This window comes from Rhodococcus sp. Z13_19A, assembly GCF_058133575.1.
Map to the genome: position 1 here is coordinate 294,755 of NZ_JBYUNN010000002.1, position 24,452 is coordinate 319,206.

Annotated in this window: 24 protein-coding genes, 1 tRNA gene and 1 pseudogene; 14 read left to right on the forward strand and 12 right to left on the reverse strand. The window is 73.6% G+C overall.

Annotation, left to right across the window (positions count from 1 at the left end):
- Positions 1-46: 46 nt before the first annotated feature.
- From AC3YNX_RS08075 to AC3YNX_RS08085, 3 genes are all read right to left on the reverse strand, one after another.
- Positions 47-484 carry a VOC family protein gene (locus AC3YNX_RS08075; protein ID WP_489995152.1) on the reverse strand — a complete coding sequence of 146 codons (438 nt, stop codon included), beginning with the start codon at positions 482-484 and terminating at the stop codon, positions 47-49.
- A gap of 35 nt (positions 485-519) precedes the next feature.
- Positions 520-843, reverse strand: coding sequence for an FmdB family zinc ribbon protein (locus AC3YNX_RS08080; RefSeq protein WP_489995153.1), 324 nt, complete (start codon positions 841-843; stop codon positions 520-522).
- Between the two features lie 81 nt (positions 844-924).
- Positions 925-1,524 (reverse strand): 5-formyltetrahydrofolate cyclo-ligase, encoded by a 600-nt coding sequence (locus AC3YNX_RS08085; protein ID WP_489995154.1) that lies wholly within the window; start codon positions 1,522-1,524, stop codon positions 925-927.
- 68 nt (positions 1,525-1,592) lie between these two features.
- Here AC3YNX_RS08085 and AC3YNX_RS08090 point away from each other — a divergent pair, with 68 nt between their 5' ends.
- The 7 genes from AC3YNX_RS08090 (at position 1,593) to AC3YNX_RS08120 (ending at position 6,370) form a co-directional block, all read left to right on the forward strand.
- Positions 1,593-2,504: a UTP--glucose-1-phosphate uridylyltransferase gene (locus tag AC3YNX_RS08090; RefSeq protein WP_489995155.1), complete on the forward strand. Its 912-nt coding sequence runs from the start codon at positions 1,593-1,595 to the stop codon at positions 2,502-2,504.
- The gene (glp, locus tag AC3YNX_RS08095) at positions 2,501-3,751 is read left to right on the forward strand and encodes a molybdotransferase-like divisome protein Glp (RefSeq protein WP_127782130.1); all 1,251 of its coding nucleotides are present in this window, start codon (positions 2,501-2,503) and stop codon (positions 3,749-3,751) included. Before AC3YNX_RS08090 ends, glp begins: the two co-directional genes overlap by 4 nt.
- Before the next feature lie 10 nt (positions 3,752-3,761).
- A complete protein-coding gene (locus tag AC3YNX_RS08100; protein ID WP_489995156.1) occupies positions 3,762-4,421 on the forward strand; it encodes a GNAT family N-acetyltransferase in 660 nt (219 codons plus the stop codon).
- 171 nt (positions 4,422-4,592) lie between these two features.
- A complete protein-coding gene (gene sepX, locus AC3YNX_RS08105; protein WP_127782131.1) occupies positions 4,593-5,393 on the forward strand; it encodes a divisome protein SepX/GlpR in 801 nt (266 codons plus the stop codon).
- Positions 5,394-5,423: 30 nt separating this feature from the next.
- Positions 5,424-5,496 (forward strand) — tRNA-Ala (locus AC3YNX_RS08110).
- A 161-nt stretch (positions 5,497-5,657) separates the two neighbouring features.
- Complete coding sequence (locus AC3YNX_RS08115; RefSeq protein WP_164860568.1) at positions 5,658-5,855, forward strand: DUF5708 family protein; 198 nt, start codon at positions 5,658-5,660, stop codon at positions 5,853-5,855.
- Positions 5,819-6,370, forward strand: coding sequence for a TetR/AcrR family transcriptional regulator (locus AC3YNX_RS08120; protein ID WP_489995157.1), 552 nt, complete (start codon positions 5,819-5,821; stop codon positions 6,368-6,370). Before AC3YNX_RS08115 ends, AC3YNX_RS08120 begins: the two co-directional genes overlap by 37 nt.
- Positions 6,371-6,385: 15 nt before the next feature.
- Here the strand turns inward: AC3YNX_RS08120 and AC3YNX_RS08125 are convergent, their stop codons facing one another.
- Complete coding sequence (locus AC3YNX_RS08125; protein WP_489995494.1) at positions 6,386-7,321, reverse strand: NAD-dependent epimerase/dehydratase family protein; 936 nt, start codon at positions 7,319-7,321, stop codon at positions 6,386-6,388.
- 40 nt (positions 7,322-7,361) lie between these two features.
- Positions 7,362-8,000, reverse strand: a complete 639-nt coding sequence (locus AC3YNX_RS08130; protein WP_489995158.1) for an HD domain-containing protein — start codon at positions 7,998-8,000, stop codon at positions 7,362-7,364.
- Positions 8,001-8,089: 89 nt separating this feature from the next.
- Here AC3YNX_RS08130 and AC3YNX_RS08135 point away from each other — a divergent pair, with 89 nt between their 5' ends.
- Entirely contained in the window at positions 8,090-8,317 is a 228-nt protein-coding gene (locus AC3YNX_RS08135) for a DUF2277 domain-containing protein (protein WP_489983684.1), read from the forward strand.
- A gap of 24 nt (positions 8,318-8,341) precedes the next feature.
- Here AC3YNX_RS08135 and AC3YNX_RS08140 read toward each other — a convergent pair whose 3' ends face one another.
- Complete coding sequence (locus AC3YNX_RS08140) at positions 8,342-9,043, reverse strand: PIG-L deacetylase family protein (RefSeq protein WP_489995159.1); 702 nt, start codon at positions 9,041-9,043, stop codon at positions 8,342-8,344.
- 21 nt (positions 9,044-9,064) lie between these two features.
- Positions 9,065-9,847 carry an alpha/beta fold hydrolase gene (locus tag AC3YNX_RS08145; RefSeq protein ID WP_127782136.1) on the reverse strand — a complete coding sequence of 261 codons (783 nt, stop codon included), beginning with the start codon at positions 9,845-9,847 and terminating at the stop codon, positions 9,065-9,067.
- Between the two features lie 119 nt (positions 9,848-9,966).
- On the opposite strand from AC3YNX_RS08145, the gene AC3YNX_RS08150 reads away from it, so the two are divergent.
- On the forward strand, positions 9,967-10,977 hold the full coding sequence (locus AC3YNX_RS08150) for a P1 family peptidase (RefSeq protein ID WP_489995160.1): 1,011 nt from the start codon (positions 9,967-9,969) through the stop codon (positions 10,975-10,977).
- Between the two features lie 5 nt (positions 10,978-10,982).
- On the opposite strand, the pseudogene AC3YNX_RS08155 reads toward AC3YNX_RS08150, so the two are convergent.
- Positions 10,983-12,490: pseudogene (locus AC3YNX_RS08155) on the reverse strand (dolichyl-phosphate-mannose--protein mannosyltransferase); the annotation flags it as partial.
- Between the two features lie 56 nt (positions 12,491-12,546).
- Between AC3YNX_RS08155 and rsmI the strand changes: the two are divergent.
- Positions 12,547-13,419, forward strand: coding sequence for a 16S rRNA (cytidine(1402)-2'-O)-methyltransferase (rsmI, locus tag AC3YNX_RS08160; RefSeq protein ID WP_489983686.1), 873 nt, complete (start codon positions 12,547-12,549; stop codon positions 13,417-13,419).
- Here the strand turns inward: rsmI and AC3YNX_RS08165 are convergent.
- The 4 genes from AC3YNX_RS08165 to pflB form a co-directional block, all read right to left on the reverse strand.
- On the reverse strand, positions 13,389-14,645 hold the full coding sequence (locus AC3YNX_RS08165; RefSeq protein WP_489995161.1) for an aminodeoxychorismate synthase component I: 1,257 nt from the start codon (positions 14,643-14,645) through the stop codon (positions 13,389-13,391). The genes rsmI and AC3YNX_RS08165 overlap by 31 nt on opposite strands.
- A 56-nt stretch (positions 14,646-14,701) precedes the next feature.
- On the reverse strand, positions 14,702-16,021 hold the full coding sequence (locus AC3YNX_RS08170; RefSeq protein WP_489995162.1) for a lipase family protein: 1,320 nt from the start codon (positions 16,019-16,021) through the stop codon (positions 14,702-14,704).
- Between the two features lie 122 nt (positions 16,022-16,143).
- Complete coding sequence (gene pflA / locus AC3YNX_RS08175) at positions 16,144-16,926, reverse strand: pyruvate formate-lyase-activating protein (protein ID WP_127782140.1); 783 nt, start codon at positions 16,924-16,926, stop codon at positions 16,144-16,146.
- An 8-nt stretch (positions 16,927-16,934) separates the two neighbouring features.
- A complete protein-coding gene (gene pflB / locus AC3YNX_RS08180; RefSeq protein WP_489995163.1) occupies positions 16,935-19,244 on the reverse strand; it encodes a formate C-acetyltransferase in 2,310 nt (769 codons plus the stop codon).
- Positions 19,245-19,388: 144 nt separating this feature from the next.
- Between pflB and metG the strand changes: the two genes are divergently transcribed.
- The 4 genes from metG (at position 19,389) to rsmA (ending at position 24,340) form a co-directional block, all read left to right on the forward strand.
- Positions 19,389-21,239, forward strand: a complete 1,851-nt coding sequence (metG, locus tag AC3YNX_RS08185; protein WP_489995164.1) for a methionine--tRNA ligase — start codon at positions 19,389-19,391, stop codon at positions 21,237-21,239.
- The gene (locus AC3YNX_RS08190; protein WP_489995165.1) at positions 21,236-22,069 is read left to right on the forward strand and encodes a TatD family hydrolase; all 834 of its coding nucleotides are present in this window, start codon (positions 21,236-21,238) and stop codon (positions 22,067-22,069) included. Before metG ends, AC3YNX_RS08190 begins: the two co-directional genes overlap by 4 nt.
- Positions 22,070-22,283: 214 nt before the next feature.
- Complete coding sequence (locus AC3YNX_RS08195; protein WP_489995166.1) at positions 22,284-23,480, forward strand: resuscitation-promoting factor; 1,197 nt, start codon at positions 22,284-22,286, stop codon at positions 23,478-23,480.
- Positions 23,477-24,340, forward strand: a complete 864-nt coding sequence (gene rsmA / locus AC3YNX_RS08200; protein ID WP_489984068.1) for a 16S rRNA (adenine(1518)-N(6)/adenine(1519)-N(6))-dimethyltransferase RsmA — start codon at positions 23,477-23,479, stop codon at positions 24,338-24,340. Before AC3YNX_RS08195 ends, rsmA begins: the two co-directional genes overlap by 4 nt.
- Positions 24,341-24,452 lie beyond the last annotated feature (112 nt).

Sequence of the window (24,452 nt, forward strand, 5' to 3'; positions counted from 1 at the left end):
TGTGCAGGGCGGCGGCCGGCTGTGGACAGGCCGCGAGAAAGGCCGGTCAGTCGAGGCAGAACTCGTTGCCCTCGGGGTCGGCCAGCACCAGGTGGCCGGCGTTCATCGGGGGAGCGGGCTCGTGGCGCTGCAGCCGGCGGGCGCCGAGCACGGTGAGCCGCTCGGCCTCGGCCTCCAGGGCCGCCATCCGCTCCTCGCCCTCCAGCCCGGGGGCAGCGCGCACGTCCAGGTGCACCCGGTTCTTGGCCTGCTTGGGCTCGGGCACCCGCTGGAAGAACAACCGCGGACCGGCACCGTCGGGGTCGACCACCGCGGAGGCGTCGTTGCGGTGCTCGGCGGGCACGCCCCACGCCTCCAGCGCCTGCTCCCACGAGGTGAAGTCGCCCGGCGGGTCCTGCAGCCGGTAGCCGAGCGCCTCGGCCCAGAACGCGGCCAACCCGGCCGGGTCAGCGCAGTCGTAGGTGATCTGCATGTCGCGAGCCATGTCGTCTCGCCTCCCGCCGGGAGCTGGGTGAGGGGTCAGCTGGCGCTGGGCGTGGTGCTGGCCGGCTTGCTGGTGGCCGAGTCGCTCTTGCCGGTGGTGGTGCTGCTCGACGGGGTCGAGGCGGTGCTGCTGTCGGTGGACGCCGAGGAGGAGGTGGCCTTCTCCCCGCTGGGGACGGCACCCGCGCGGCTGTCGGTGCGGTAGAAGCCGCTGCCCTTGAACACGATACCCACGGAGTTGAAGAGCTTGCGGAGCTTGCCGGTGCACTGCGGGCACTCGGTGAGGTTGGCATCGGTGAACGACTGCACAGCGTCGAAGCGGTGGCCGCACTCGGTGCAGGCGTAGGAGTAGGTGGGCACGTAGGTCCTCCGCGAAAGGTCTGCTGTGGCGGTGCGGGGTACGCCGCTGGCACTCCCACAGCCGGAGTGCCAACACGCATGTTACAACGCGTTGCCCAGGCGAATCAGTCCCGCAGGCGTGAGGGCCGCGCTGACGGGGATGTCGTGCTGCTCACGCGGCAGTCGCGCCACCACCTCCGCCGCCCGCACCACGGCCACCAGCCGGGCGCTCGGGCTGGCCAGGGGCAGCGAGCGGTCGTAGCAGCCGGCTCCCCGACCCAGCCGGGTGCCGGCCCGGTCCACGGCCAGCGCCGGCAGCAGCACCACCTCGGCCTGGGCGATCGCGTGCGGGCCCAACGCGGGCGCGGCCGGCTCCCGCAGGCGGTGGGCGGCCGGCACCAGCCGGTCGGCGCCCTCGTACTCCGCCCAGTCCAGCGGGTCCCCGGCCGCGCCGGTCAGCGGAAGCAGCACCCGGGTGCCCTGGGCCCGCACGGCGTCGAGCATCGCCAGGGAGCCGGGCTCGGTGCCCACCGGCACGTAGGCGGCGAGCACGGCGCAGCCGTCGGCGACCGTCAGCACGTGCTGGCTGAGCAGGTCGGCCTCGGTGTCGCGGACCCGCCCGTCGAGCGCGCGCCGTGCGGCCAGCACCCGTGTGCGCCAAGCGGACTTGTCGAGATCTGGTGCCGTCGAAGCGGCTGTCACGTCGTCGTTCCCACTCATCCGACCATCATTGCCGGGGGTTGGCCGCGCACGCCGATAAGGTGAGCGCCATGAGCAGCGCTGCTAAGCCACCCCAGTTCAGGACGGCCATCGTCCCGGCGGCTGGGCTCGGCACCCGATTCCTTCCCGCCACCAAGGCTGTACCCAAAGAGCTGCTGCCGGTGGTGGACACGCCGGGGATCGAGCTGGTGGCCTCCGAGGCGGCCGAGGCCGGGGCCACGCGCCTGCTGATCGTGAGCTCGCCGGGCAAGGAGAGCGTGGTCGACTACTTCCACCCCGACCCCGAGCTGGAGGAGACGCTGCGCGAGCGCGGCAAGACCGCCCAGCTGGAGAAGGTGCTGCGCGCGCCGTCGCTGCTGGAGGTGTCGTCGGTCCTGCAGGAGGAGGCCCTGGGGCTGGGCCACGCGGTCGGCTGCGCCGAGGATGAGCTCACCGACGACGACCAGGCCGTGGCCGTCCTGCTGCCCGACGACCTGGTGCTGCCCAACGGCGTGCTCACCGCGATGGCCGACGTCCGCGCCCGCCACGGCGGCACCGTGCTCTGCGCCTTCGACGTGCCCGAGGACCAGGTGTCCGCCTACGGCGTGTTCACCGTGGAGGACAGCGGGGACGGACCGGACGTGCAGCGCGTGGTCGGCATGGTGGAGAAGCCTGCCCCCGAGGACGCTCCGTCCACCCTGGCCGCGGCCGGGCGCTACCTGCTCGACCGCGCGGTGTTCGACGCGCTGCGCCGCATCACCCCCGGCGCCGGCGGCGAGCTGCAGCTCACCGACGCCATCGCGCTGCTCATCGAGGAGGGTCACCCCGTGCACGTGGTGGTGCACCGCGGCGGCCGCCACGACCTGGGCAACCCGGGTGGCTACCTGCGCGCGGCCGTGGACTACGCGCTGCAGGACGACACCTACGGCCCCGGGCTGCGGGAGTACCTGCAGGAGCGGCTCGCGCAGGGCAGCCCGTCGTGAAGTCTGTCGACGAGCAGCGCGCCCGCGTGCTGGAGTCCGCGGTGCGCCCGCGGCCGGTCCGGGTGGCGATCTCGGAGGCCCAGGGACTGCTGTGCGCCGAGGAAGTGGTGGCGGAGAACCCGCTGCCCGGCTTCGACCAGGCCGCCATCGACGGCTACGCGGTGCGCAGCATCGACGTGCAGCTGCCCAAGGACCCCAAGGAGGTCGGGGCCACCCCGGTCACCCTCCCGGTGGTCGGCGAGGTCAACGCCGGCTCGCGCCAGCCCACCCGGCTGCAGCCCCGCCAGGCCGTGCGGGTGGACACCGGCGCCCCGCTGCCCACCCTGGCCGACGCGGTGCTGCCGCTGAGCTGGACCGACGGCAACGCCGCCCGGCTCACCGTGAAGAAGCCCGTGCGCTCCGGCGACTTCGTGCGCCACATCGGTGACGACGTCCAGCCCGGCGACGTGGCGGTGCGCTCGGGCACGGTGATCGGCGCCGCGCAGGTGGGTCTGCTGGCCGCCGTGGGCAAGAACAAGGTGCTGGTGCACCCGCGCCCGCGGCTGGCCGTGATCTCGGTGGGCGGTGAGCTGGTGGACATCGACCGCTCGCCCGGCTCCGGGCAGGTCTACGACGTGAACTCCTACGCGCTGGCCGCGGCGGCCCGCGACGCCGGCGCCACCGTCACCCGGGTGGGCATCGCCACCGGCGACCCCCGCAAGCTGCGTGACGTGGTGGAGGGCCAGCTCATCCGCTCCGAGATCGTGGTGATCTCCGGCGCCGTGGGCGGCAACGCCTCCGAGCAGGTCCGCGAGGTGCTCGCCGACCTCGGCGAGGTGACGGTGGACCGGGTGGCCATGCACCCCGGCTCCGTGCAGGGCTTCGGCCGCCTGGGCGACGAGAAGGTCCCCACCTTCCTGCTGCCCGCCAACCCCGTCAGCGCCCTGGTGGTGTTCGAGGTGATGGTGCGCCCGCTGGTCCGCGTGGCGCTGGGCAAGCGCAACCCGATGCGCCGGATCGTCATGGCTCGCACCGTGGCCCCGGTGACCTCCATCGCCGGCCGCCGCGGGTACCTCCGTGGGCAGCTGATGCGCGACGAGGCCACGGGGGACTACCTGGTGCAGGCCCTCGGCGGCGCCCCGGGGTCGTCCTCGCACCTGCTGGCCACCCTCGCCGAGGCCAACTGCCTGGTGCTGGTGGATCCCGACGTCACCGAGGTGCGCACCGGCGACGAGGTCAAGGTCGCGTTCCTGGCCCAGCGGGCCTAGGCACCCGGCGGTGAGCGTGCGCGACCGACGCACCAGCGACCGCCATCCCGGGTGGCCCGCTCGGCTCGGTCCGGTGCGGGTGCGGGCCGGGCAGGTGCGGGTGCGGCCCATCCGGCTGCGCGACGCCGCCGCCTGGAGCCACGTCCGCACCCGGGACGAGGCGCAGCTGCTGCCGTGGGAGCCCACCGGCGTCGGTCCGTGGCGCGCCCGCAACAGCGTGTCCAGCTGGCCGCTGGTGTGCTCGGCCATGCGGGGCTCGGCCCGGCACGGCACGCTGCTGCCCTTCGCCATCGAGGTGGACGGCGAGCTGGCCGGGCAGATCACCGTGGGCAACGTGGTGCGGGGTGCGCTGCTGTCGGCCTGGGTGGGCTACTGGGTGGCCACCCCGCTCACCGGCGGGGGAGTGGCCACCGCGGCCCTGGCGCTCACCCTGGACCACTGCTTCGGCCCGGTGGGGCTGCACCGCGTGGAGGCCACCGTCCGTCCGGAGAACACCGCCAGCCGGTCGGTGCTGGCGCGGGTGGGCTTCCGCGAGGAGGGCCTGCTGCGCCGATACCTCGACGTGGACGGGGAGTGGCGCGACCACGTGCTGGTGGCGCTGACCGCCGAGGAGCAGGTGGGCGGGTTCGCCGCGGCGCTGGTGCACTCCGGCCGTGCCCAATGGAGCTAATGCCGCAGTGGAGCTAATGCCGCAGTGGAGCTGAAAACGCCGCTGCTGCACGGCGTGTCGTGCGACACGGCGCGGCGTGTCTCGCGACACCCGGCGCGCCTGTCGCGCCCGCGGGGTGCACCTGACTACCGTGCTTACACTGATGTCGTTTAGCTCCCGGGGGTGGTTGCCGTGCCGAGCTCGCTGATCTTTGTCGGTCTCGTCGCGGCATGGCTGGCGGTGCTGGTCCCCATGGTGGCCAAGTACCGGCAGGAGGTGCGCCGCACCGGAGACGGAGCCCTCGCGGCGCGCGTGCTGCACCGGGGCGGCAGCGGCATCAAGCTACGACGACCCGGACCGGCCGCGGGACACCGCAGCAACCCGGACTGGCGCCAGCCCGAGCACGAGGAGACAGTGGTGGACAAGACAGCAGCGGACGACTCCATGCACGACCACCCGACCCAGGTGCTGGCCATCACCAGGACGGACGAGGCTGACCACGCGCCCCTGGGCGGGGTGGACGAGCACGAGCAGTACGAGCAGGACGAGCACCGTGAGCTCGAGGCGCCCCGGCGCACCGGCCGCGGCGGGTACGACCCGGAGGCCGACGCGGTGGCCCGGATGGCCCGCTACTCCTTCCGCCAGCGCGTGGTGCTCGGCCTGCTCATCGCCGCAGTCCTCACCGCCGTCCTGGCCGGTGTCGCGTTCAGCAGCCTGTGGACCGTGCACGTGCTGATCGACCTGGGCCTGGTCGGCTACCTGGCCTACCTGCGCCGCCAGGTGCGCATCGAGGAGAACGTCCGCGAGCGCCGGATGGCCCGCATGGGCCGTGCCCGCCTGGGCGTGCACTCCACCGAGGACGACGAGTTCGGCGTGGTCCCGCAGCGCCTGCGTCGCCCGGGGGCCGTGGTCCTGGAGATCGACGACGAGGACCCCGCCTTCGACGAGCTGGACGACCGCCCGTACGAGCTACCGCGTGCGTCGGGTCAGTAGCGGGCTGCTAGAGTTTCGCTCGCAGTACCCGGGGCTGTGGCGCAGTTGGTAGCGCGCCTCGTTCGCATCGAGGAGGCCAGGGGTTCGAATCCCCTCAGCTCCACCGGAAGTGCACCAGGCTCGAACCTTGCCGGCAGAAGTGCCGGTCGAGGTTCGGGCCTTTTGCTTTTCCGGCCCGCGTCAAAGCCATCAGCACACCCTGGACCGCAGCCGCTCATCACTGTACATTCGTACAATACAGTCGAACAGAGATGAGGAGCGGGCATGAGCAAGCAGGGCTGGGAGCTGGTCGTCGGTGCAGTCATGGTCATTGGGGGGCTGACGATGTTCTTCGTCTTCCGCGACGTCGAGACCCCGGTCGTGGGTCTGCGTCAGGCCGGTCTGGTGATCGCGGTGCTCGGCGCGATCGAGCTCGCGGTGACCGGGTGGTCGAGGATCCAGTCGCGGCGGCCGCACGACTGATGGCCGTCACCCGCCTGCTCGACGCCGTGCTGACCGTGCTGGCCGAGCACGGAGTTGGAGCGCTGAGCGTCCGCAGCGTCGCCGCAGCGGCGGGGGTGTCACCGGCGCAGGTGCAGTACTACTACCGGACCAAGAGCGAGCTGGTGCGCGCCGGCTTCGATCACGCGGGCGAGCAGTTCCTCGCCGACGTGACGGCCTCCGGTGCCACCACGCTGATGGACGTCGTGCAGCAGTGGCTGCCCCTGGACGACCGACGCGAGCGCCGCGCTCGCGTGTGGCTCGCCTACGCCGCCCTCTCGGCTGTCGACCCCGAGCTGGCGGCGGTCTCGGCCCAGCTCGATCGCGAGCTCCGTTCCTGGTTCGCCGACCACGGACTCACCGACGAGCAGGCCTCGACGCTCCTCGCGCTCATCGACGGAGTCACCGTCCAGTGCCTCGTGCTGCCCCACCCCGATCGGCGAGCGCTGGTCGAGCGCACCATCGTGCCGTTCGTCGCGGGCCTCGGGTCAGCCTGAGCCAGTGGCCACCGGCTAGCGGTCGTCGGCAGACAGCTCTGCGGCAAAGCCCTCGCGCCAGGACGAGTACCCGGGCTGCCAGCCCAGCAGCTCCTTGGCGCGGCTGTTGTCGGCCCCGCGCAGCGCCGTCATGAAGGCCACGCCCCAGGCGCCGACCGCCAGCCGGGCCACCAGCGCCGGGATGTGCCGCGGCTCCGGGGCGCCGAGCACCTGGGCCAGCTCGGGGATCCACTCCCGCGTCGCCGCGGGGTCGTCGTCGACGATGTTCAGCGCCCCGGTGACCTGGCTGTCCAGCGCGGCCACCACCGCGGCTGCGGCGTCGCGGGCGTGGATGAAGGAGAACACCGCATCACCGCTGCCCACGATGGGCAGGCTGCGGGCGCGCACCTGGCTGGTGAACGAACCGTTCAGGCCGAAGGCCGAGCCGGGCCCGTAGAGGTGCCCCAGGCGCAGCACCAGCCCACCGGACTGCGCGGTGCGCTGCTCCAGCTCCTGTACCGCGGCGAGCACGCTGGCGAACTGACGTGCCGGTCGCGGCCAGAGCGCGGTGTCCTCGGTGGCCAGCCCCGCGCCGCGGGGGTCGTAGCCGAAGGCGATGCTCTGGGCGACCACCCGCTGCACGCCCGCAGTGTCCGCGGCGTCGAGCAGGGTGTGGGTGCCCTCGGTGCGCAGCTTGTTGGTGGTGGCGAAGGCCTGGCCCATCCGGCGCGGGTCGATCTCGGCGGGGATCGCCGTCAGCAGGTGCACCACCGCGTCCGGGGCGGCGTCGCGCACGGCGCGGGTCAGCCCCTCGCGGTCCAGGGCGTCGGCCGGAACCACGGTGACCCCGCGGCGCGCCCCCAGTGCCTGCACCCGGCTGCTCGGGCGGGCCAGGGCGAGCACCTCGTGGCCCGCCGCCGTCAGCTGGGGCAGCAGCGGGGTGCCCAGCACGCCCGTGGCTCCCGCGACCATTACCCGCACGTCGACCTCCCGTTCCGGTGGACCCCGGCTCCTACTCGGGCCAGGGGTTGGCCTCGATCACCTCGACGAAGTCGGTGCGGACGAACCCGGGGACGAAGTGTGCCAGTACGTCGGCGTTGACGGTGCCGAACGTGGTGTCGGGCCGGTCGGCGAAGCCGTGGGTGAAGGCCTGCAGGATCTGCCGCTTGAAGTCCGGGCGCGGGTGCGCGGCGGTGACGGCCTCCAGCTGCGCCGCGTCGAGGTCGTGGAAGCCGATGCCCAGCACGTCGGTCTCCACGCCCGCCGTCACCAGCGCCACCTCCGGCTCCAGGTGCTCGGGGATGCCCGGGGTGGTGTGCAGCGCAATGGCCGTCCACACCCGGCGCACGGCGTCGGTGTCCAGGCCGTGGGCGGTGAGGAAGCGGCGAGCCTCGTCGGCGCCGTCCACCTCGAAGCGCTGGTCGGGGCTGCGGTAGGTGTCGGTGAGGCCCAGGTCGTGGAACATGGCGCCTACGTAGAGCAGCTCCGGGTCTGGACGCAGGCCGCGGCGCTCGCCCTGCAGGCTGCCGAAGAGGAACACCCGCCGGGAGTGGTGGTAGAGCAGGTCGGACGTGGCGGTGCGCACCAGCTCGGTCGCCTCCGCCACCAGCTGGGTGTCCGGAACGGTGACTCCCGCGATCTGCTCAGCCATCAGCTTCCCTTCGGTGGTGGGTGGGCACCAGTGGTGAATGCCCTGGTCAGGGGGTGGGCAAGCGGCGCGTGCGTCCCTACGCTGGCCACATGTGCCGCAGCATCAAGACGCTCCGCCCGCCCTACGCCGAGGATGTCACGGACGACGACGTGCGGGCCGCCGCCCTGCAGTACGTCCGCAAGATCAGCGGCATGCGCTCCCCGGCCAAGGTGAACGCCGAGGTGTTCGACCGCGCCGTGGACGCCGTCACCGCGGCGACCCAGGAGCTCCTGGGCGACCTGCACGTGCGGGGCGCCACCACCGCCGCCAAGTCCTGACCGCCGGCCGGGTGGTGCTCCCGGCTAGGCGCCGAAGATCTCGAAGGCGGCGACGTTGGGGTTGGGCATCACCTGCGCCAGCACGCCGCGGGCGTCCAGGCCCAGCTCGGCCAGGTAGGCGCGGTGCTCGGCCAGCGAGGCCACCGCCAGCTCGGTGGTGGCCGAGACGTCCAGGCAGTGGGTGGGACGCGGAGAGCCGACCACCGCCACCAGCCGCGGGCTCCACGGCTCGCCGGCGTCGCGGAAGATCCACCGGTTGCCCGCGTCGGCGACGGCGTCCATGGTGGCCAGCCCGACCGCGCGGTGGTCGGCGAAGTTCCACCCGCCCGAGGGCCAGGTGTCGCGGTGGCTGCCGGTGAGCACCAGGTCGGGCTGGTAGTGGCGGATGCGAGCGGCGAGGTCGTGGCGCAGCGCGATGCCGTACTCCACCACGCCGTCGCTGTAGCCCTCCAGGAACTCCACGGTGTGCACGCCAACCTGCGCGGCGGCGGCGCGCTGCTCGGCCTCCCGCAACGGGCCGGTGGCCTCCGGGTCCAGGCTGGCCATGCCCGCCTCGCCCCGGGTGACCAGCAGGTAGACCACCTCCTTGCCGGCCTGCACCCAGGTGGCCACCGCGCCGGCGGCGCCGTACTCCAGGTCGTCGGGGTGGGCGGCGATGGCCAGCGCCCGGTGCCAGTCCAGCGGCATCTCGGGCAGGTCGACCATGCCCCGGTTGGCAGCACTCATGGCGGAACCCCTCCGTGCGTCTCAGCTGGTGCTCTGCAGGATCAGCCGGGTGGTCTCCTCGGGGCTGTCCCAGTGGGGGAAGTGCCCGCAGCGGTCGAACCAGTGCAGCGTGGCCGACGGGAAGCGCTCGGCGGCGACGGCGGCCTGGCTGGGCAGCGTCACCCGGTCCTGCCGGCCCCAGCCCAGCACCACCGTGCCGTGCGGGACGCTCGGGTCGGCGCCCGCCTGCAGCGGCCCCTCGGCGAGGGCGTGCAGCGCCTCGTCCAGGGACGGGGAGGCCTCCGCGGTGAAGCCCTGCAGCTCCTGCAGCACCAGCTCGGCAGGCAGCTTCCACGGCGCCGCGGCGAACTGGGCCAGCAGCACGCTGCGGCCGGCGGCGCTGGTGCTCAGCCGGGGCAGCGCCGGCTGGATGCGGCGGACCAGGCCGATGGAGGCGATGAGGCTGCCCTTGAGGAAGCGGGCCTGCTGGGCGTTCCAGAAGCCGCCCGGGTCCAGCGCCACCACGGTGCCCTGGTGCCCGCGGCGGGCCAGCTCCAGCACCATCCGCGCCCCCAGCGAGCTGCCCACCAGCGCGGCCTCCGCCAGGCCCTCCTCCCGCAGGAAGTCGGCCAGGGCGTCGGTGAGGGTGGCCACGGAGACCTCGCCCAGCAGTGGCGGGGTCTTGCCGAAGCCGGGCAGGTCGACGGCGATGACCTCGCGCTCCTCGGCCAGCGGGCCGACGATGCGGTCCCAGGTGCCCAGGCTCGACCCGAGGCCGTGCACCAGCACCACCGGCGCCCCCGTGCCCGTGCGAGAAACGTTCATCGACTGGCCTCCGACTGGTCCGACGTGTCACAGCTGCTCCCGTGCCGACCAGGCTAGGGAGGGCCGTGACGCCCCGCGACACGAACAGCCCGCGGGGTGCTGGGCGGTAGTTTCCCGACATGACCGACTTGACCGATAGCCCTGCAGACAAGGCCAGCACGACCAGCACGGGCATCACCGACGTCACCGGGGTGCGGGTGGGTCACGCCCAGCGCACCGGGGACGGCTGGCTGACCGGGGTGACCGTGGTGCTGCCGCCGCCGGGCACGGTGGCCGGGGTGGACGTGCGCGGCGGTGGGCCCGGCACGCACGAGACCGATGCGCTGGACCCGCGGACGCTGGTGCCCACCGCCGACGCCGTGGTGCTCACCGGTGGCAGCGCCTACGGCCTGGTGACCGCGCACGGGGTGCAGCGCTGGTGCGAGGAGCACGGCCGGGGCTTCCCGGTGGGCCCGCAGCCGCACCAGGTGGTGCCCATCGTGCCGGCGGCGGCGCTGTTCGACCTGGGCCGGGGCGGGGAGTTCACCGCCCGCCCGGACGCCGAGATGGGTCACGCCGCCGCAGCTGCGGCCGCGGCCACCGACGACCACGCCCCCGTGGCGCGCGGCTGCGTGGGCGCGGGCACCGGGGCGCTCATCGCCCGGGGCAGCGCCAAGGGCGGGGTGGGCACCGCCTCGGTGACGCTGGGGCCCGAGGCCGGGGGAGCGGTGGTGGGCGCGATCGCCGTGGTGAACGCCGCCGGCAGCCCGGCCGTGGGCCAGCCGCCGGAGGCGGGCGAGGGCACGGCGATCCACCCCCTGGCCACGCAGGCGCTGAACACCACCCTGGCCGTGGTGGCCACCGACGCCGCCCTCGACCCGGCGGAGGCCTCGCGCACCGCCACCGCCGCCCACGACGGGCTGGCCCGCGCGCTGGACGTGGCGCACACGATGAGCGACGGCGACACCATCTTCGCCCTGGCCACCGGGGCGGTGCCGCTGCCGGGGGGGAGCAGGGTGCAGCGGGTGCAGGCGCTGGTGGCGCTGCAGGCCGCCGCCGCCGAGGCGGTGCGGCTGGCGGTGCTGGACGGGGTGGCCGCGGCCACCGCGGTGCGCACCCCGGCCGGCAGCTGGGAGCCCTGGCGGCTGTAGCTGGGCTAGCGCCAGCTGGGCAGCCAGAGCTCGTTCTGCCAGTGCGACTCGGTGATGGGCACCCCGGTGAGGATGGGGTAGAGCCACGCGAAGTTGGCCACCACCAGGCCCACGTACAGGCACACCACCAGCAGACCGGTGCGGCGGCGCTCCAGGCCGGCGCGGGCCCGGCCGAGGACGTCGCCGAGCACCAGCGTGACGGCCATGACCAGGAACGGCGCCATCGCCATGGCGTAGAAGAAGTACATCTGCCGGTCCAGGTTGGTGAACCAGGGCAGGAACGCCGCGCCGTAGCCCACCAGCACCACGGTGTAGCGCCAGTCGCGGCCGAACACCGCCCGCCACAGCGACCAGGCCAGCACCGGCAGCGCCAGCCACCACAGGGCCGGGGTGCCCACCAGCATCACCGCGGACACGCAGCTGGCCGCCCCGCAGCCGCTGACGTCCGGGCCCGCGGAGTAGGCGTAGAGCATCGGCCGCAGCCCCATCGGCCACGTCCACGGCTTGGACTCGTAGGGGTGCGGGCTGCCCGCCGGGGTCACCAGGTTGGAGTGGAAGCTGAGCACGTGGCCGCTGTAGTACCAGAGCGCGCGCAGCGCGTCGGGCACGAAGCCGAACGGGCCGCCGGTGCCGACCTTCTGCCCCACCACCCAGCGGTCGATGCCGGTCTCGCTGCCGAACCACGCCCACCAGGTGGCCAGGTACACCAGCAGCGGGATAGCGACCAGGGCGTAGAGCGCCGGGCCGACGTCGCGCACCAGGGTGCCCACCCACGGGCGCTGCACGCCGGCGCTGCGCCGGGCGGCGACGTCCATGCCCACGCAGAGCAGGCCGTAGAACACGATGAAGAAGGCGCCGTTCCACTTGGTGCCGCAGGAGATGCCGAGCATCACCCCGGCGCCCAGGCGCCACCAGCGCACGCCCAGGCGCGGCCCCCACGGGGAGTCGCCGATGCGTCCCTGCTCCACCACCGTGCGCATCCGGGCCCGGACCTGGTCGCGGTCGACCACCAGGCAGCCCAGGGCGGCCACCACGAACAGGGCCAGGAAGATGTCCAGCATCCCCACCCGCGAGGACACGAACGACATGCCGTCGCAGATGAGCAGGATCCCGGCCACCCCGCCGAGCAGCGTGGAGCGGGTCATCCGCCGCACGATGCGGACGACCAGCAGCACCAGCACCACCCCGGCCACGGCGGAGGCGAACCGCCAGCCCACCGCGTTGTAGCCGAAGATCCACTCCCCGGCGGCGATCAGCTGCTTGGCTACCGGGGGGTGCACCACCAGCTCGTAGCCGGGGTTGTCCTCCAGCCCGCCGTTGGTGAGCGCCTGGTGGGCCTGCGGCACGTAGTGCTTCTCGTCGAAGATGGGCGTGCCGCCGTCGGTGGGGCTGCCCAGCCGGTAGAAGCGGGTGAACGCGGCGATGGCGGTGAGCACCAGGGTGACCACCCAGCCGCGCAGCCGGTCGGTGGGCGGGTCGTCGCGCCAGGAGGGGCGGAGGGGGCTGGTGCGCGCTCGGTCGGGTACCGCGTCGGCCAGCAGGGTCACCCGGCAATCGTAGGCTCTACCGGTGACCACCGAAGGCCCCTCGAGCACCTCCGCTGAACGCGCGCCCGGGCGCCTGGTGCTCGCCGCCACCCCGATGGGCCAGGCCGGTGACGCCTCGGCCCGGCTGCGCGAGGCCCTGGCCACCGCCGACGTGGTGGCCGCCGAGGACACCCGCCGCACCAAGCAGCTGGCCTCGGCGCTGGACGTGCGCATCGCCGGGCGGGTGGTGAGCTTCTACGACGCGGTGGAGACGGCCAAGGCCCCGGCCCTGGTGGCCGAGGTGGCGGCCGGGCGCACGGTGCTGCTGGTGACCGACGCGGGCATGCCGTCGGTGAGCGACCCCGGCTACCGGCTGGTGGCGGCGTGCGTGGCGGAGGACCTGCCGGTCACCTGCCTGCCCGGGCCCTCGGCGGTGACCACGGCGCTGGCGCTGTCCGCCATCCCGTGCGAGCGGTTCTGCTTCGACGGCTTCCCCCCGCGCAAGTCCAGCGCCCGGCGCACCTGGCTGGCCCAGCTGCGCGCGGAGGAGCGGGCGTGCGTGTTCTTCGAGGCCCCGCACCGGCTGGCCGACTGCCTCGCTGACGCGGTGGCGGTGCTCGGCGCCGACCGCCGCGCCGCGGTGTGCCGGGAGCTGACCAAGACCTACGAGGAGGTGCGCCGCGGCACCCTCGGCGAGCTGGCCGAGTGGGCGGCGGAGGGGGTACGCGGGGAGATCACCGTGGTGCTCGCCGGCGCCGCGCCCGCCGGCCCGCCCGCGATGGAGCAGCTGGTGGCGATGGTGGACGAGCTGGTGGACACCGGGCTGCGGCTGAAGGACGCCTGCGCGCAGGTGACCGAGCGCAACGGCGGCTCCAAGCGGGAGCTCTACGAGGCGGTGCTGGCCGCCCGCGACTGAGGCGCCAGCGGCGTGGAGGGGCTCAGCCCGGTGGTGGCGGCGGCCTTGTCCAGGCACTCCTGCCACTCCGCCGCCGGGTCGGAGTCGATGGTGATGCCCCCGCCCACGCCCAGCTCCACCGCACCGTCGGCGGCCACCGCCACGGTGCGGATGGCCACGTTGAGCTCGAGGCCGGCCACCGGCGAGACCATGCCGACGGTGCCGCAGTAGATCCCCCGGGCGCCGTCCTCCCACTCGGCGAGCAGCTGCCGCGCCCGGCCCTTGGGGGTGCCGGTGACCGAGGCGGGCGGGAAGGTGGCCGCCAGCAGCTCGGCGTCGGTGACGTCCGGGCGCAGCTCGCCGCGCACGGTGGAGACCAGGTGCCAGACCCCGGGCGCGGGGTGCACGGCCAGCAGGTCGGGGACGGTGATGCTGCCCGGGCGGCAGACGCGACCCAGGTCGTTGCGCACCAGGTCCACGATCATCACGTTCTCCGCCACGTCCTTGGCCGAGGCGCGCAGGTCGGTGGCGCTGCGGTGCGCGGGCAGCGTGCCCTTGATGGGGCTGGAGCTGACCACGCGGTCGTGGCGGGCCAGGAACAGCTCGGGGGAGAAGGAGACGACCGCGCCCCAGTCGCCGGCGAGGTAGGCCGCCCGCGCCGGGTCCTGCGCGTGCACCCCGGCGGTGAACAGCTGCACCGCCTCGCCGGCCAGCGCACCGGTGAAGCGGGTGCACACGCAGGCCTGGTACACCTCGCCCTCGGCGATGGCTGCCCGGCACTGGCGGACGCGCTGTTGGTGGGCGGCGGCGTCGGGGGCCTGCCAGCGCACCGCCCAGGCCTGCTCCGGGGCGCCGGCACGGACCACCGCGGCCAGCTCAGCCGGGCAGGACTCGCCGGTGAGGCTCTCGAACCACCAGGTGCCGCCGGTGTCCAGCCGCAGCACGCAGCTGGTCCAGCCGCCCGCCGCGGGCGCGAGCGCTGCGCCCGCGGCGTCGGGGTAGGCGAGGTAGCCGATCCAGCCCCCACCGATCGCGCCGGCGGGGCCCGGCGTGGGACCGGCCGGGGGGAAGGCGGCGGACGGGTCGCAGGGGGTGACGTCCACGCTGGGTGCCAGCACCGCGGCGGAGCCGAACCACTGCCCGGTGAGCGCGGCCGGGCCGGGCACGCCCAGCCGCTGCGCTCGGCGGTGCAGCCCGCGCAGCACCGCCTGGGGGGACGCCCCGCCGCCCAGCCGTTGCACGTGCACCCGCACAGCCTCCCCGAGCCGGTCGCTCAGACCGGCTCCGGGGGCTGCTCAGGTGCTCAGCCCTGCTCGGCGCAGGTCGAGGTGGCTGCAGGGGTGGCCTCGGTGACGCGCTCGTAGAGCCAGCGCAGCGCGTCGCCGGCACCCAGCACCGCCGGCAGCACGTGGCCGATGCCGGTGCCCGGGAAGACCGGCGGGATGGCCAGCTCGTTGTACTGCACGGTGGCGCCCAGTGCGCACCAGTCCGTCGCCAGCTGACGGGCCTGCGGCGCGGGGATCACGTCGTCGTTGGCGCCCTGGAAGAGGTAGACCGGCGCCGTGGGGGTCAGCCGACCGAGGCGCTGGGCGGCCACCGCGGAGACGAACGGCTCCTGGTCCAGGAACGACCCGACCGGCTGCCCGCTCACGGTGAAGCTGCTGGTCTGCTGGAACGCGTAGCGCAGCGTGGTCTCGCCCACGCACTGGTTCTGCGTCTCGGCCAGCAGCCGCTTGCCCTGCTCGTTGAGCAGCCTGTCCAGCTCGGGCACCAGCTCGGGGTAGACCTTGGACAGGCCGTTGATGGAGTAGCCGATCAGGCCGGACAGCGTGCTGCCGTCGATCGCCGGTGCCACGGTGGACAGGTCGGCGGGGGCGTCCCCGGCGGCGGCGCCCTTGAGGTTCAGCTCGGGGGCGTAGCTGGGGGCCATCTCTGCGGCCGAGGCCGATCCGGCGCCGCCCTGGGAGTAGCCGTAGATGCCGATGGGGGCGCTGGCCGACACTCCGGAGCCGGGGGTGCGCTGGGCGGCACGGGCGGCGTCGAGCACGGTGTGCGCCTGCGAGACCCGGTCCACGTAGGTGTGCACGCCGGGCGTGCCCAGGCCCTCGTAGTCGGTGACGACCACCGCCACGCCCTTGTCCAGCATCTGGCTGATGAACAGCAGCTCGTACTGCAGGCCCTGGTTGAACAGCACCGACGGCGCGCACTGGTCGCCCTGGCCGATGGTGCCCACCGCGTAGGTGACCAGCGGTCGCTCGCCGGCGCCGGTCCAGGCGGCGGTGGGCGAGAAGACGGTGCCGGTGACGGCGATCGCCCGGTTCTGGGTGTCGTTGCTGCGGTACATGATCCGGGTGGCCGCGGCGGGCAGGGTGCCCCGGGTGAGCGGGTCGGTGATCACCGCCGAGCTCTCGCAGCGGATCAGGTCACCGTTGCCGGCGGGCAGCCCCGCCGGCGGGGTGTAGAAGTCCGCGGTGGGAGCGCAGGCGGTGGGGGCGGTCGGGACTGCCTGGGTGGGCGCGGGCGCCGGTGCGGCCTGCGCGGGCACGGCGGTGGCGGTGGCGGTCAGCGCCACGGCCGCCATGGTGAGGACGGGGAGCTGGAACAGCCGGCGTCGGTGTCGCATGAGAGTCCAATCGTGGAGCCCCCAGCGCCCACGAGGCCACAGAGGACTGTCTGTGTGTGACGAGCACCACGGACTCTAACCCAGCGTCGGTGCACACCTGTAGCCAAAGCGCGGCGGAGCGGTCACGGCGCGTGCAGCCCCGCGTCGGCGAAGCGCTGTCGCGCCGAGTCCACCTGTGCCGCAGTGGCGGCCGGCACTCCGGCGAGCCGGTCGGGCTTGCCCAGCGCGGCGTACTTCTCCCGGCCGAGCAGGTGGTAGCCGAGCACGTCCACCCGCTCCACGTTGCCCAGCGAGGCCACGTAGGACGCCAGCTTCCGCACGTGCTCGGGTGCGTCGTTCACCCCGGGCACCAGGACGAAGCGCACCCACACGTGCTGGCCCCGGGCGGCCAGGCGCTCGGCGAAGCGCAGCGTCGGCTCCAGCTGCCCGGTGGTCAGGTCGGTGTAGAGCGCGGGGTCGATGGCCTTGACGTCCAGCAGCACCAGGTCGGTGGCGTCGAGCAGGGCGTCGCTGGCCCGTGCACCCAGCGCGCCGGAGGTGTCCAGCGCGGTGTGCAGCCCCAGCTCGGTGCACCGCTGCAGCACCGCCTCGGTGTAGGCGGGCTGCAGCAGCGGCTCCCCGCCGGAGATGGTCACCCCACCGCCGGCGGTGGTGAGGAACGTCCGGTAGCGGGCGATGCGGTCCATCGTCTCCGCCACCGTGTGCCGGGTGCCGCTGCGCATCATCTGCGTGTCCGGGTTGTGGCAGTAGGCGCAGGCCAGCGGGCAGCCGGCCACGAACAGCACGAACCGGGTGCCGGGGCCGTCCACCCCGGTGGAGATGTCCCAGGAGTGCACGGCACCGGTCAGCTCATCGGCGTGGTCGGGCAGCACCGGGTCCGGCAGCAGCACAGGTGCGGTCGTCATCCAGCCCCTCACAAGCCCTGGTGGAAGGTGCGGTTGATGACGTCGAGCTGCTGCTCGCGGGTCAGCCGGACGAAGCTGACCGCGTAGCCGGACACTCGGATGGTCAGCTGCGGGTACTTCTCCGGGTGCTCCATCGCGTCCTCCAGCGTGGCGCGGTCCAGCACGTTGACGTTCATGTGGAAGCCCGAGGACGCGACGAAGCCGTCCAGCACGCCGACCAGGTTGTCCACCTGCTCCTGCCGGGTGCGGCCCAGGCCGGCCGGCGTCACCGTCTCGGTCAGGGAGATCCCGTCGCGGGCGGAGTCGAACGGCAGCTTGGCCACGCTGTGAGCGGCGGCCACCAGCCCGTGCCGGTCGCGGCCGTTCATCGGGTTGGCCCCCGGGGCGAACGGCTCGCCGGCGCGGCGACCGTCCGGGGTGTTGCCGGTGTTCTTGCCGTAGACGACGTTGCTGGTGATGGTCAGCACCGACTGGGTGTGCTCGGCGTCGCGGTAGGTCTTCTGCTGGCGCACCTTGGCCATGAACGTCTCCACCAGGTCCACCGCCAGAGCGTCGGCGCGGTCGTCGTCGTTGCCGTAGGTGGGGAACTCCCCGGTGGTCACGTAGTCGACCACCAGCCCCCGCGCGTCGCGCACCGGCCGCACGTCGGCGTGCTTGATGGCGGAGAGCGAGTCGGCCGCCACCGACAGCCCGGCGATGCCGCAGCCCATGGTGCGGTGCACGAAGGAGTCGTGCAGCGCCATCTCCAGCGCCTCGTAGGCGTACTTGTCGTGCATGTAGTGGATGACGTTGAGCGCGTCCACGTAGGTCCGGGCCAACCAGTCCATCATGGCGTCGAGCTTGGCGCGGACGTCGTCGTAGTCCAGCCGCTCCCCGGTCACGGCGGCCGCCGGTGGCGCCACCTGGGCGCCGGTGAGCTCGTCGCGGCCGCCGTTGATGGCGTAGAGCAGCGTCTTGGCCAGGTTCACCCGGGCGCCGAAGAACTGCATCGACCGGCCGACGGTCATCGGCGAGACGCAGCAGGCGATGGCGGTGTCGTCACCCCAGCGCGGGCGCATCAGCTCGTCGGACTCGTACTGGATGGCGCTGGTGTCCAGCGAGACCTGGGCGCAGAACCTCTTGAAGCCTGCCGGCAGCGCCGGGGACCAGAGCACCGTCATGTTCGGCTCCGGGGCGGGACCCAGGTTGTACAGCGTCTGCAGGTACCGGAAGGAGGTGCGGGTGACCAGCGGCCGCCCGTCCAGCCCGATGCCGCCGAGGCTCTCCGTCACCCAGGTGGGGTCGCCGGAGAACAGCTCGTCGTAGGCGGGGGTGCGCAGGAAGCGGATGATCCGCAGCTTGATGACGAAGTCGTCGATCAGCTCCTGCGCCTGCGCCTCGGTGAGCTCGCCGGCGTCGAGGTCGCGCTGCAGGTACACGTCCAGGAAGGTGCTGGTGCGCCCCAGCGACATGGCCGCGCCGTTCTGCTCCTTGGTGGCGGCGAGGTAGCCGAAGTACAGCCACTGCACGGCCTCCCGGGCGGTGGCCGCCGGCCGGGAGATGTCGTGGCCGTAGGAGGCGGCCATGGTCTGCAGGTCGTGCAGGGCCCGGACCTGCTCGGCCAGCTCCTCGCGGGTGCGGATGACGTCCTCGGTGGCGGGCAGGTCGTCGAGGGCGTGCAGGTCGGCCTGCTTGACCTCCACCAGCCGCTGCACCCCGTACAGCGCGACGCGGCGGTAGTCACCGATGATCCGGCCGCGCCCGTAGGCGTCCGGCAGCCCGGTGATGATCTTGTTCTTGCGGGCGGCGCGGATCTGCGGGGTGTAGGCGTCGAACACCCCGTCGTTGTGGGTCTTGCGGTACTTGGTGAAGATCTCCCGCACCTGCGGGTCGGCCTCGTAGCCGTAGGCGTCCAGCGAGCTCTGCACCATCCGCCAGCCGCCGTTGGGGATCATCGCGCGCTTGAGCGGGGCGTCGGTCTGCAGCCCCACGATCAGCTCGCGGTCGCGGTCGATGTAGCCGGGGCCGTGGCTGGTGATGGAGCCCGGCACGTGGGTGTCGATGTCGTGCACCCCGCGCTCGCGCTCGGCGGGGAACATCGCGGTGAGCTTGTCCCACACGGCGCGGGTGCGCTCCGTCGGTCCCTCGAGAAAGTCGGCGTCACCGGTGTAGGGGGTGTAGTTGGCGGTGATGAAGTCCCGCACGGCGATGGTGTCGCACCAGTCGCCGCTGCTGAAGCCGCGCCAGGGGTCCCGGTTGTTCTGCACGGGATCCTGTGGCGCGGGTGCGCGGCGCTCGCGGACGTCGGTGGTCACTCCAGCTCCTTCCCGTCTGGTCACTGGGGGAGCCGGCCCGGAACGTGGGTCGCTGGAACCGGCCCGGCCTTGCCTGGTTCAACACCTGTCCAGCGCCGACGCTTCCCGCACCGGGCGCACCCCCGGCGGCTGCGTCGGCCCAGGTGCGCCCTCGTTAGGCTGGCAACCATGTCCAACACCGTGCTCACCGCCGTCGCCTGGCCCTACGCGAACGGTCCCCGTCACATCGGGCACGTCTCGGGGTTCGGCGTTCCCTCCGACGTCTTCGCCCGGTACCAGCGCATGGCGGGCAACAAGGTGCTGATGGTCTCCGGCACCGACGAGCACGGCACGCCGATCCTGGTGCAGGCGGAGAAGGAGGGGGTGAGCACCCGGGAGCTGGCCGACCGCTACAACCGGGTGATCAACAAGGACCTGGCCGACCTGGGCCTGTCCTACGACCTGTTCACCCGCACCACCACGCGCAACCACTACGCGGTGGTGCAGGAGCTGTTCCGCACGCTGCACCGCAACGGCTACCTGGTGCCCAGGACCACCACCGGCGCCATCAGCCCGTCCACCGGACGCACCCTGCCCGACCGCTACGTGGAGGGCACCTGCCCGCTCTGCGGCTACGACGGCGCGCGCGGGGACCAGTGCGACAACTGCGGCAACCAGCTCGACCCGGCCGACCTGATCAACCCGCGCAGCAAGATCAACGGCGAGACCCCGAAGTTCGTGGAGACCGAGCACTTCTTCCTGGACCTGCCGGCGCTGGCCGACGCCCTGGCCGACTGGCTCAAGGGCCGCACCGACTGGCGCCCCAACGTGCTGCGCTTCAGCCTCAACCTCATCGCCGACCTGCGCCCCCGGGCCATGAGCCGGGACATCGACTGGGGCGTGCCCATCCCGCTGGAGGGCTGGGCCGACCGCGGCGACAAGAAGCTCTACGTCTGGTTCGACGCCGTCATCGGCTACCTCTCGGCCAGCATCGAGTGGGCGCACCGCACCGGCAACCCCGACGCCTGGCAGGAGTGGTGGTGCGACCCGCAGGCGCTGAGCTACTACTTCATGGGCAAGGACAACATCACCTTCCACAGCCAGATCTGGCCGGCGGAGCTGCTGGGCTACGACGGCAAGGGCGCCAAGGGCGGCAACCCCGGTGAGCTGGGCCGGCTGAACCTGCCCACCGAGGTGGTCAGCAGCGAGTTCCTCACCATGAGCGGCTCCAAGTTCTCCACCAGCCGCGGCACCGTCATCTACGTCCGCGACTTCCTGGCCGAGTACGGCCCGGACGCGCTGCGCTACTTCATCTCGGTGGCCGGGCCGGAGAACCAGGACACCGACTTCACCTGGGACGAGTTCGTCCGGCGCACCAACTTCGAGCTGGCCAACGAGTGGGGCAACCTGGTCAACCGCTCGGTGTCCATGGCGCACAAGAACTTCGGCGCCGTCCCCAAGCCGGGCACCCGCACCGAGGCCGACGTGGAGCTGCTCCGCGCCGCCGAGGGTGCCTTCGACACCGTGGGCGCGCTGCTGCAGCGCAGCCGCTTCAAGCAGGCCGCCGGCGAGGCCATGCGGGTGGTGACGCTGGCCAACCGCTACATCTCCGACATGGAGCCGTGGAAGCTCGGCAAGTCCGGCACCGAGGAGGACCGCGAGCGCCAGGCCACAGTGCTGCACACCGCGCTGCAGGTGGTCTCCGACGCCAACGCGCTGCTCACCCCGTTCCTGCCGCACTCCGCCCAGCAGGTGCACACCGCCCTCGGCGGCAGCGGCACCTGGGCGGCGCAGCCGCAGATCCACGAGGTGACCGACGACGTGCTGCCCGGCTTCGCCGAGCCGCTGGTGGGGGCGGGCCTGCCGGAGGCCGGGCACTCCTACCCGGTGATCATGGGCGACTACGCCAGCGAGCAGGCGCACTGGGGCCGCACCGAGATCGCCGCGGGCACCGAGCTGCACAAGCCCACCCCGCTGTTCACCAAGCTCGACCCCAAGCTGGGCGAGACCGGCCCGGAGTGGGCGCCGGTCAACCCGTGAGCAAGCGATCCCGCTCCGGCCCACCCCCGGCGCCGGAGCCGCTGAGCCCGCTGCTGGACGCGCACACCCACCTGGACGCGTGCGGGGCGAGCACCGCCGAGGACGTGCGCGCCATCGTGGACGCCGCCGCCGCCGCCGGGGTGGGCCAGGTGGTCACCGTCGCCGACGACCTGGCCTCGGCGCACTGGGTGACCCGGGCCGCGGAGTGGGACGAGCGGGTGTGGGCGGCCACCGCGCTGCACCCCACCCGGGCCAACACCCTGGACGAGGCCGCCCGCAAGGACCTGGAGGAGCTGGCCCGGCACCCGCGGACGGTGGCGGTGGGGGAGACCGGGCTGGACCACTACTGGCCGGGCAAGATGGAGGGCTGCGCCGACCTCGCCACCCAGGAGGAGGCCTTCCGCTGGCACATCGACCTGGCCAAGCGGGTGGGCAAGCCGGTGATGATCCACGACCGGGAGGCGCACGCCGACGTGCTCCGGGTGCTGCGCGAGGAGGGCGCTCCGGAGCTGGTGATCTTCCACTGCTTCTCCGGCGACGCCGCGGTGGCCCGCGAGGCGGTGGACGCCGGCTACGTCATCAGCCTGTCCGGCACGGTCAGCTTCCGCAACGCCCATGCGCTGCGGGAGGCGGCGCTGCTGGTGCCCGCCGAGCAGCTCACGGTGGAGACCGACGCGCCGTTCCTCACCCCGCACCCCTACCGCGGCGCCGCCAACGAGTCGTACTGCCTGCCCTACACCGTGCGGGCCCTGGCCGAGCTGCGCGGCGACGACCCGGCCGAGCTGGCCGCGTCGACCACCGCCACCGCCCGGCGGGTCTACGGGCTGTGAGCCCCGCCGCGGCCGCGAGGACCGCCGGCACGTCCTAGTGACACACGTCATGAGTTGAGACCTGTTCTTGCCCAGACAGACACCGGCCCGTTACCGTGCCGTGATCGACTAGCCGGGATGGGGAAGTTCCGGTGCGGCAGCAGCTCTGGGTCCCTCTCCGGTCTCGTGCCACCGCACGCCCCTGCCCGGACGCTCCGACGTCAGGACGACCCGCGTGCCCCTGCTCGACCGTGTGACCCTCAGCCGAGCAGGACTCGCCCGCTCCGTCGTCGCCGCCCTGGTGCTGACCGTCGGGGCCGGCGCCGGCACCGCCATCGCCATGGAGAAGACCGTCATCGTGCAGGTCGACGGCGAGGAGCGGACAGTCTCCACCATGTCCAGCAACGTCGAGGGTGTGCTCAAGGCGGCCGGCCTCGGCGTCGGTGAGCACGACGCCCTGGCTCCCGCGGCCGACTCGGCCGTGACCGACGGCGACACCGTGGTGCTGCGCCGCGGCCGCCACGTGGAGCTCACCGTGGACGGACAGACCCGGTCGATGTGGACCACCGCGCTCACCGTGGACGAGGCGCTGGCCGAGCTGCGCCTGACCGGCGGGGACGTGCAGCTGTCCGCCTCGCGCGCCACCCGGCTGCCCCTGGAGGGCGCCACCCTGAGCGTGGCCAACCCCCGCACCGTCACCGTGGCCGACGCCGGCGCCCTGCACCAGGTGCGCACCACCGCGGCCACCGTGGGGGCGCTGCTGGCTGAGCGCAACCTGGCGCTGGTGGAGCGCGACGCCGCCTCGGCCGACCTGGCCGCCCCGCTCACCGACGGCATGCGGGTGGACATCACCCGGGTGCGCACCACCGAGGTCATCGCCCAGCAGCCGCTGCCCGCGCCGGTGCAGAAGATGGACGACCCGACGCTGGAGACCGGCCGCACCGCCGTGCAGACCAAGCCGGTGGACGGCGCGCAGACCGTCACCTTCCGCGTCACCACCACCAACGGCGTGGAGACCGCGCGCGAGCAGGTCGCCGTGGCCGTCACCGCCCCGCCGGTTCCCGGCGTCACCCGCGTCGGCACCAAGATCGCCCCACCGCCGCCCGCCCCGACCCCCGCCCCTGCTGCTGCTCCGGTCGCCGCGGTGGTCAAGTCCGGCGGCGCCCCGGCCCCCGCCGTGGCCAACGGCGCGGTGTGGGACCGCCTGGCCCAGTGCGAGGCTGGCGGCAACTGGTCCATCAACACCGGCAACGGCTACTACGGCGGCGTGCAGTTCGACCGCGGCACCTGGTTGAGCAACGGCGGCGGCGCCTACGCCCCGCTGCCGCACCAGGCCACCCGGGAGCAGCAGATCGCCGTGGCCTCCAAGGTCGCCGCCGGCCGCGGGTTCTCCCCGTGGCCGTCGTGCTCGAGCAAGCTGGGTCTGCGCTGAGCGAGGAACGCGCCGCCCTGCTCGGCCCGGTCGAGGTGCGCACCTTGGCGGCCGAGCTGGGGGTGCGGCCCACCAAGACCCTGGGCCAGAACTTCGTGCACGACGCCAACACCGTGCGCCGCATCGTCACCAGCGCCGGGGTGGGCGCCGACGACGTGGTGCTGGAGGTGGGCCCCGGCCTGGGCTCGCTCACCCTGGGGCTGCTGGAGCCCGCTGCCGCGGTGGTGGCCGTGGAGATCGACCCGGTGCTGGCGGCGCGGCTGCCGCGCACCGCCGCCGAGCGCGCGCCGGGCCTGGCCGACAAGCTCACCGTGATCGGCGCCGACGCCCTGCGGGTGCGCGCGGCCGACCTGCCCGCGGCACCCACCGCGCTGGTGGCCAACCTGCCCTACAACGTGGCGGTGCCGGTGCTGCTGCACCTGTTCGCCGAGCTGCCCAGCCTGCGCAGCGCCCTGGTGATGGTGCAGGCCGAGGTGGCCGACCGGCTGGCCGCGCCGCCGGGCAGCCGCACCTACGGCGTGCCTAGCGTCAAGGCGTCCTTCCACGGCCGCGTCGCCCGCGCCGGCGCGGTGCCGCGCGGGGTGTTCTGGCCGGTGCCCGGGGTGGACTCCGGGCTGGTGCGGGTGGACCGGCACGAGCAGGCGCCGTGGCCCACCGACGAGCAGACCCGCAAGCAGGTGTTCCGGGTGGTCGACGCCGCGTTCGCCCAGCGGCGCAAGACGCTGCGGGCCGCGCTGGCCGGGTGGGCCGGCTCGCCGGTGGAGGCCGAGCGGCGCCTGCGCGCGGCGGGCATCGACCCCAGCACCCGTGGTGAGCAGCTCGACGTGGCCGCGTTCGTGGCGCTGGCCCAGCAGGGCTGAGCACCGCAACGCCGGCGACGGTGGGCGTGCAACGCCGGCGACGGTGGGCGTGGCCGTGCGTGCCGCGGGGTGAGACCCTCAGGTGAGCAGGTAGCGACGAGCTGACGGGGGT

Coding starts and splice junctions, on each gene's coding strand:
- AC3YNX_RS08135 (WP_489983684.1), top strand. CDS start 8,090: ATGTGCCGCAGCATCAAGACGCTCCGCCCGCCCTACGCCGAGGATGTC.
- AC3YNX_RS08125 (WP_489995494.1), bottom strand. CDS start 7,321: ATGGTCGCGGGAGCCACGGGCGTGCTGGGCACCCCGCTGCTGCCCCAG.
- AC3YNX_RS08130 (WP_489995158.1), bottom strand. CDS start 8,000: ATGGCTGAGCAGATCGCGGGAGTCACCGTTCCGGACACCCAGCTGGTG.
- AC3YNX_RS08170 (WP_489995162.1), bottom strand. CDS start 16,021: ATGCGACACCGACGCCGGCTGTTCCAGCTCCCCGTCCTCACCATGGCG.
- AC3YNX_RS08150 (WP_489995160.1), top strand. CDS start 9,967: ATGACCGACTTGACCGATAGCCCTGCAGACAAGGCCAGCACGACCAGC.
- AC3YNX_RS08090 (WP_489995155.1), top strand. CDS start 1,593: ATGAGCAGCGCTGCTAAGCCACCCCAGTTCAGGACGGCCATCGTCCCG.
- AC3YNX_RS08140 (WP_489995159.1), bottom strand. CDS start 9,043: ATGAGTGCTGCCAACCGGGGCATGGTCGACCTGCCCGAGATGCCGCTG.
- AC3YNX_RS08145 (WP_127782136.1), bottom strand. CDS start 9,847: ATGAACGTTTCTCGCACGGGCACGGGGGCGCCGGTGGTGCTGGTGCAC.
- AC3YNX_RS08075 (WP_489995152.1), bottom strand. CDS start 484: ATGGCTCGCGACATGCAGATCACCTACGACTGCGCTGACCCGGCCGGG.
- metG (WP_489995164.1), top strand. CDS start 19,389: ATGTCCAACACCGTGCTCACCGCCGTCGCCTGGCCCTACGCGAACGGT.
- AC3YNX_RS08115 (WP_164860568.1), top strand. CDS start 5,658: ATGAGCAAGCAGGGCTGGGAGCTGGTCGTCGGTGCAGTCATGGTCATT.
- pflA (WP_127782140.1), bottom strand. CDS start 16,926: ATGACGACCGCACCTGTGCTGCTGCCGGACCCGGTGCTGCCCGACCAC.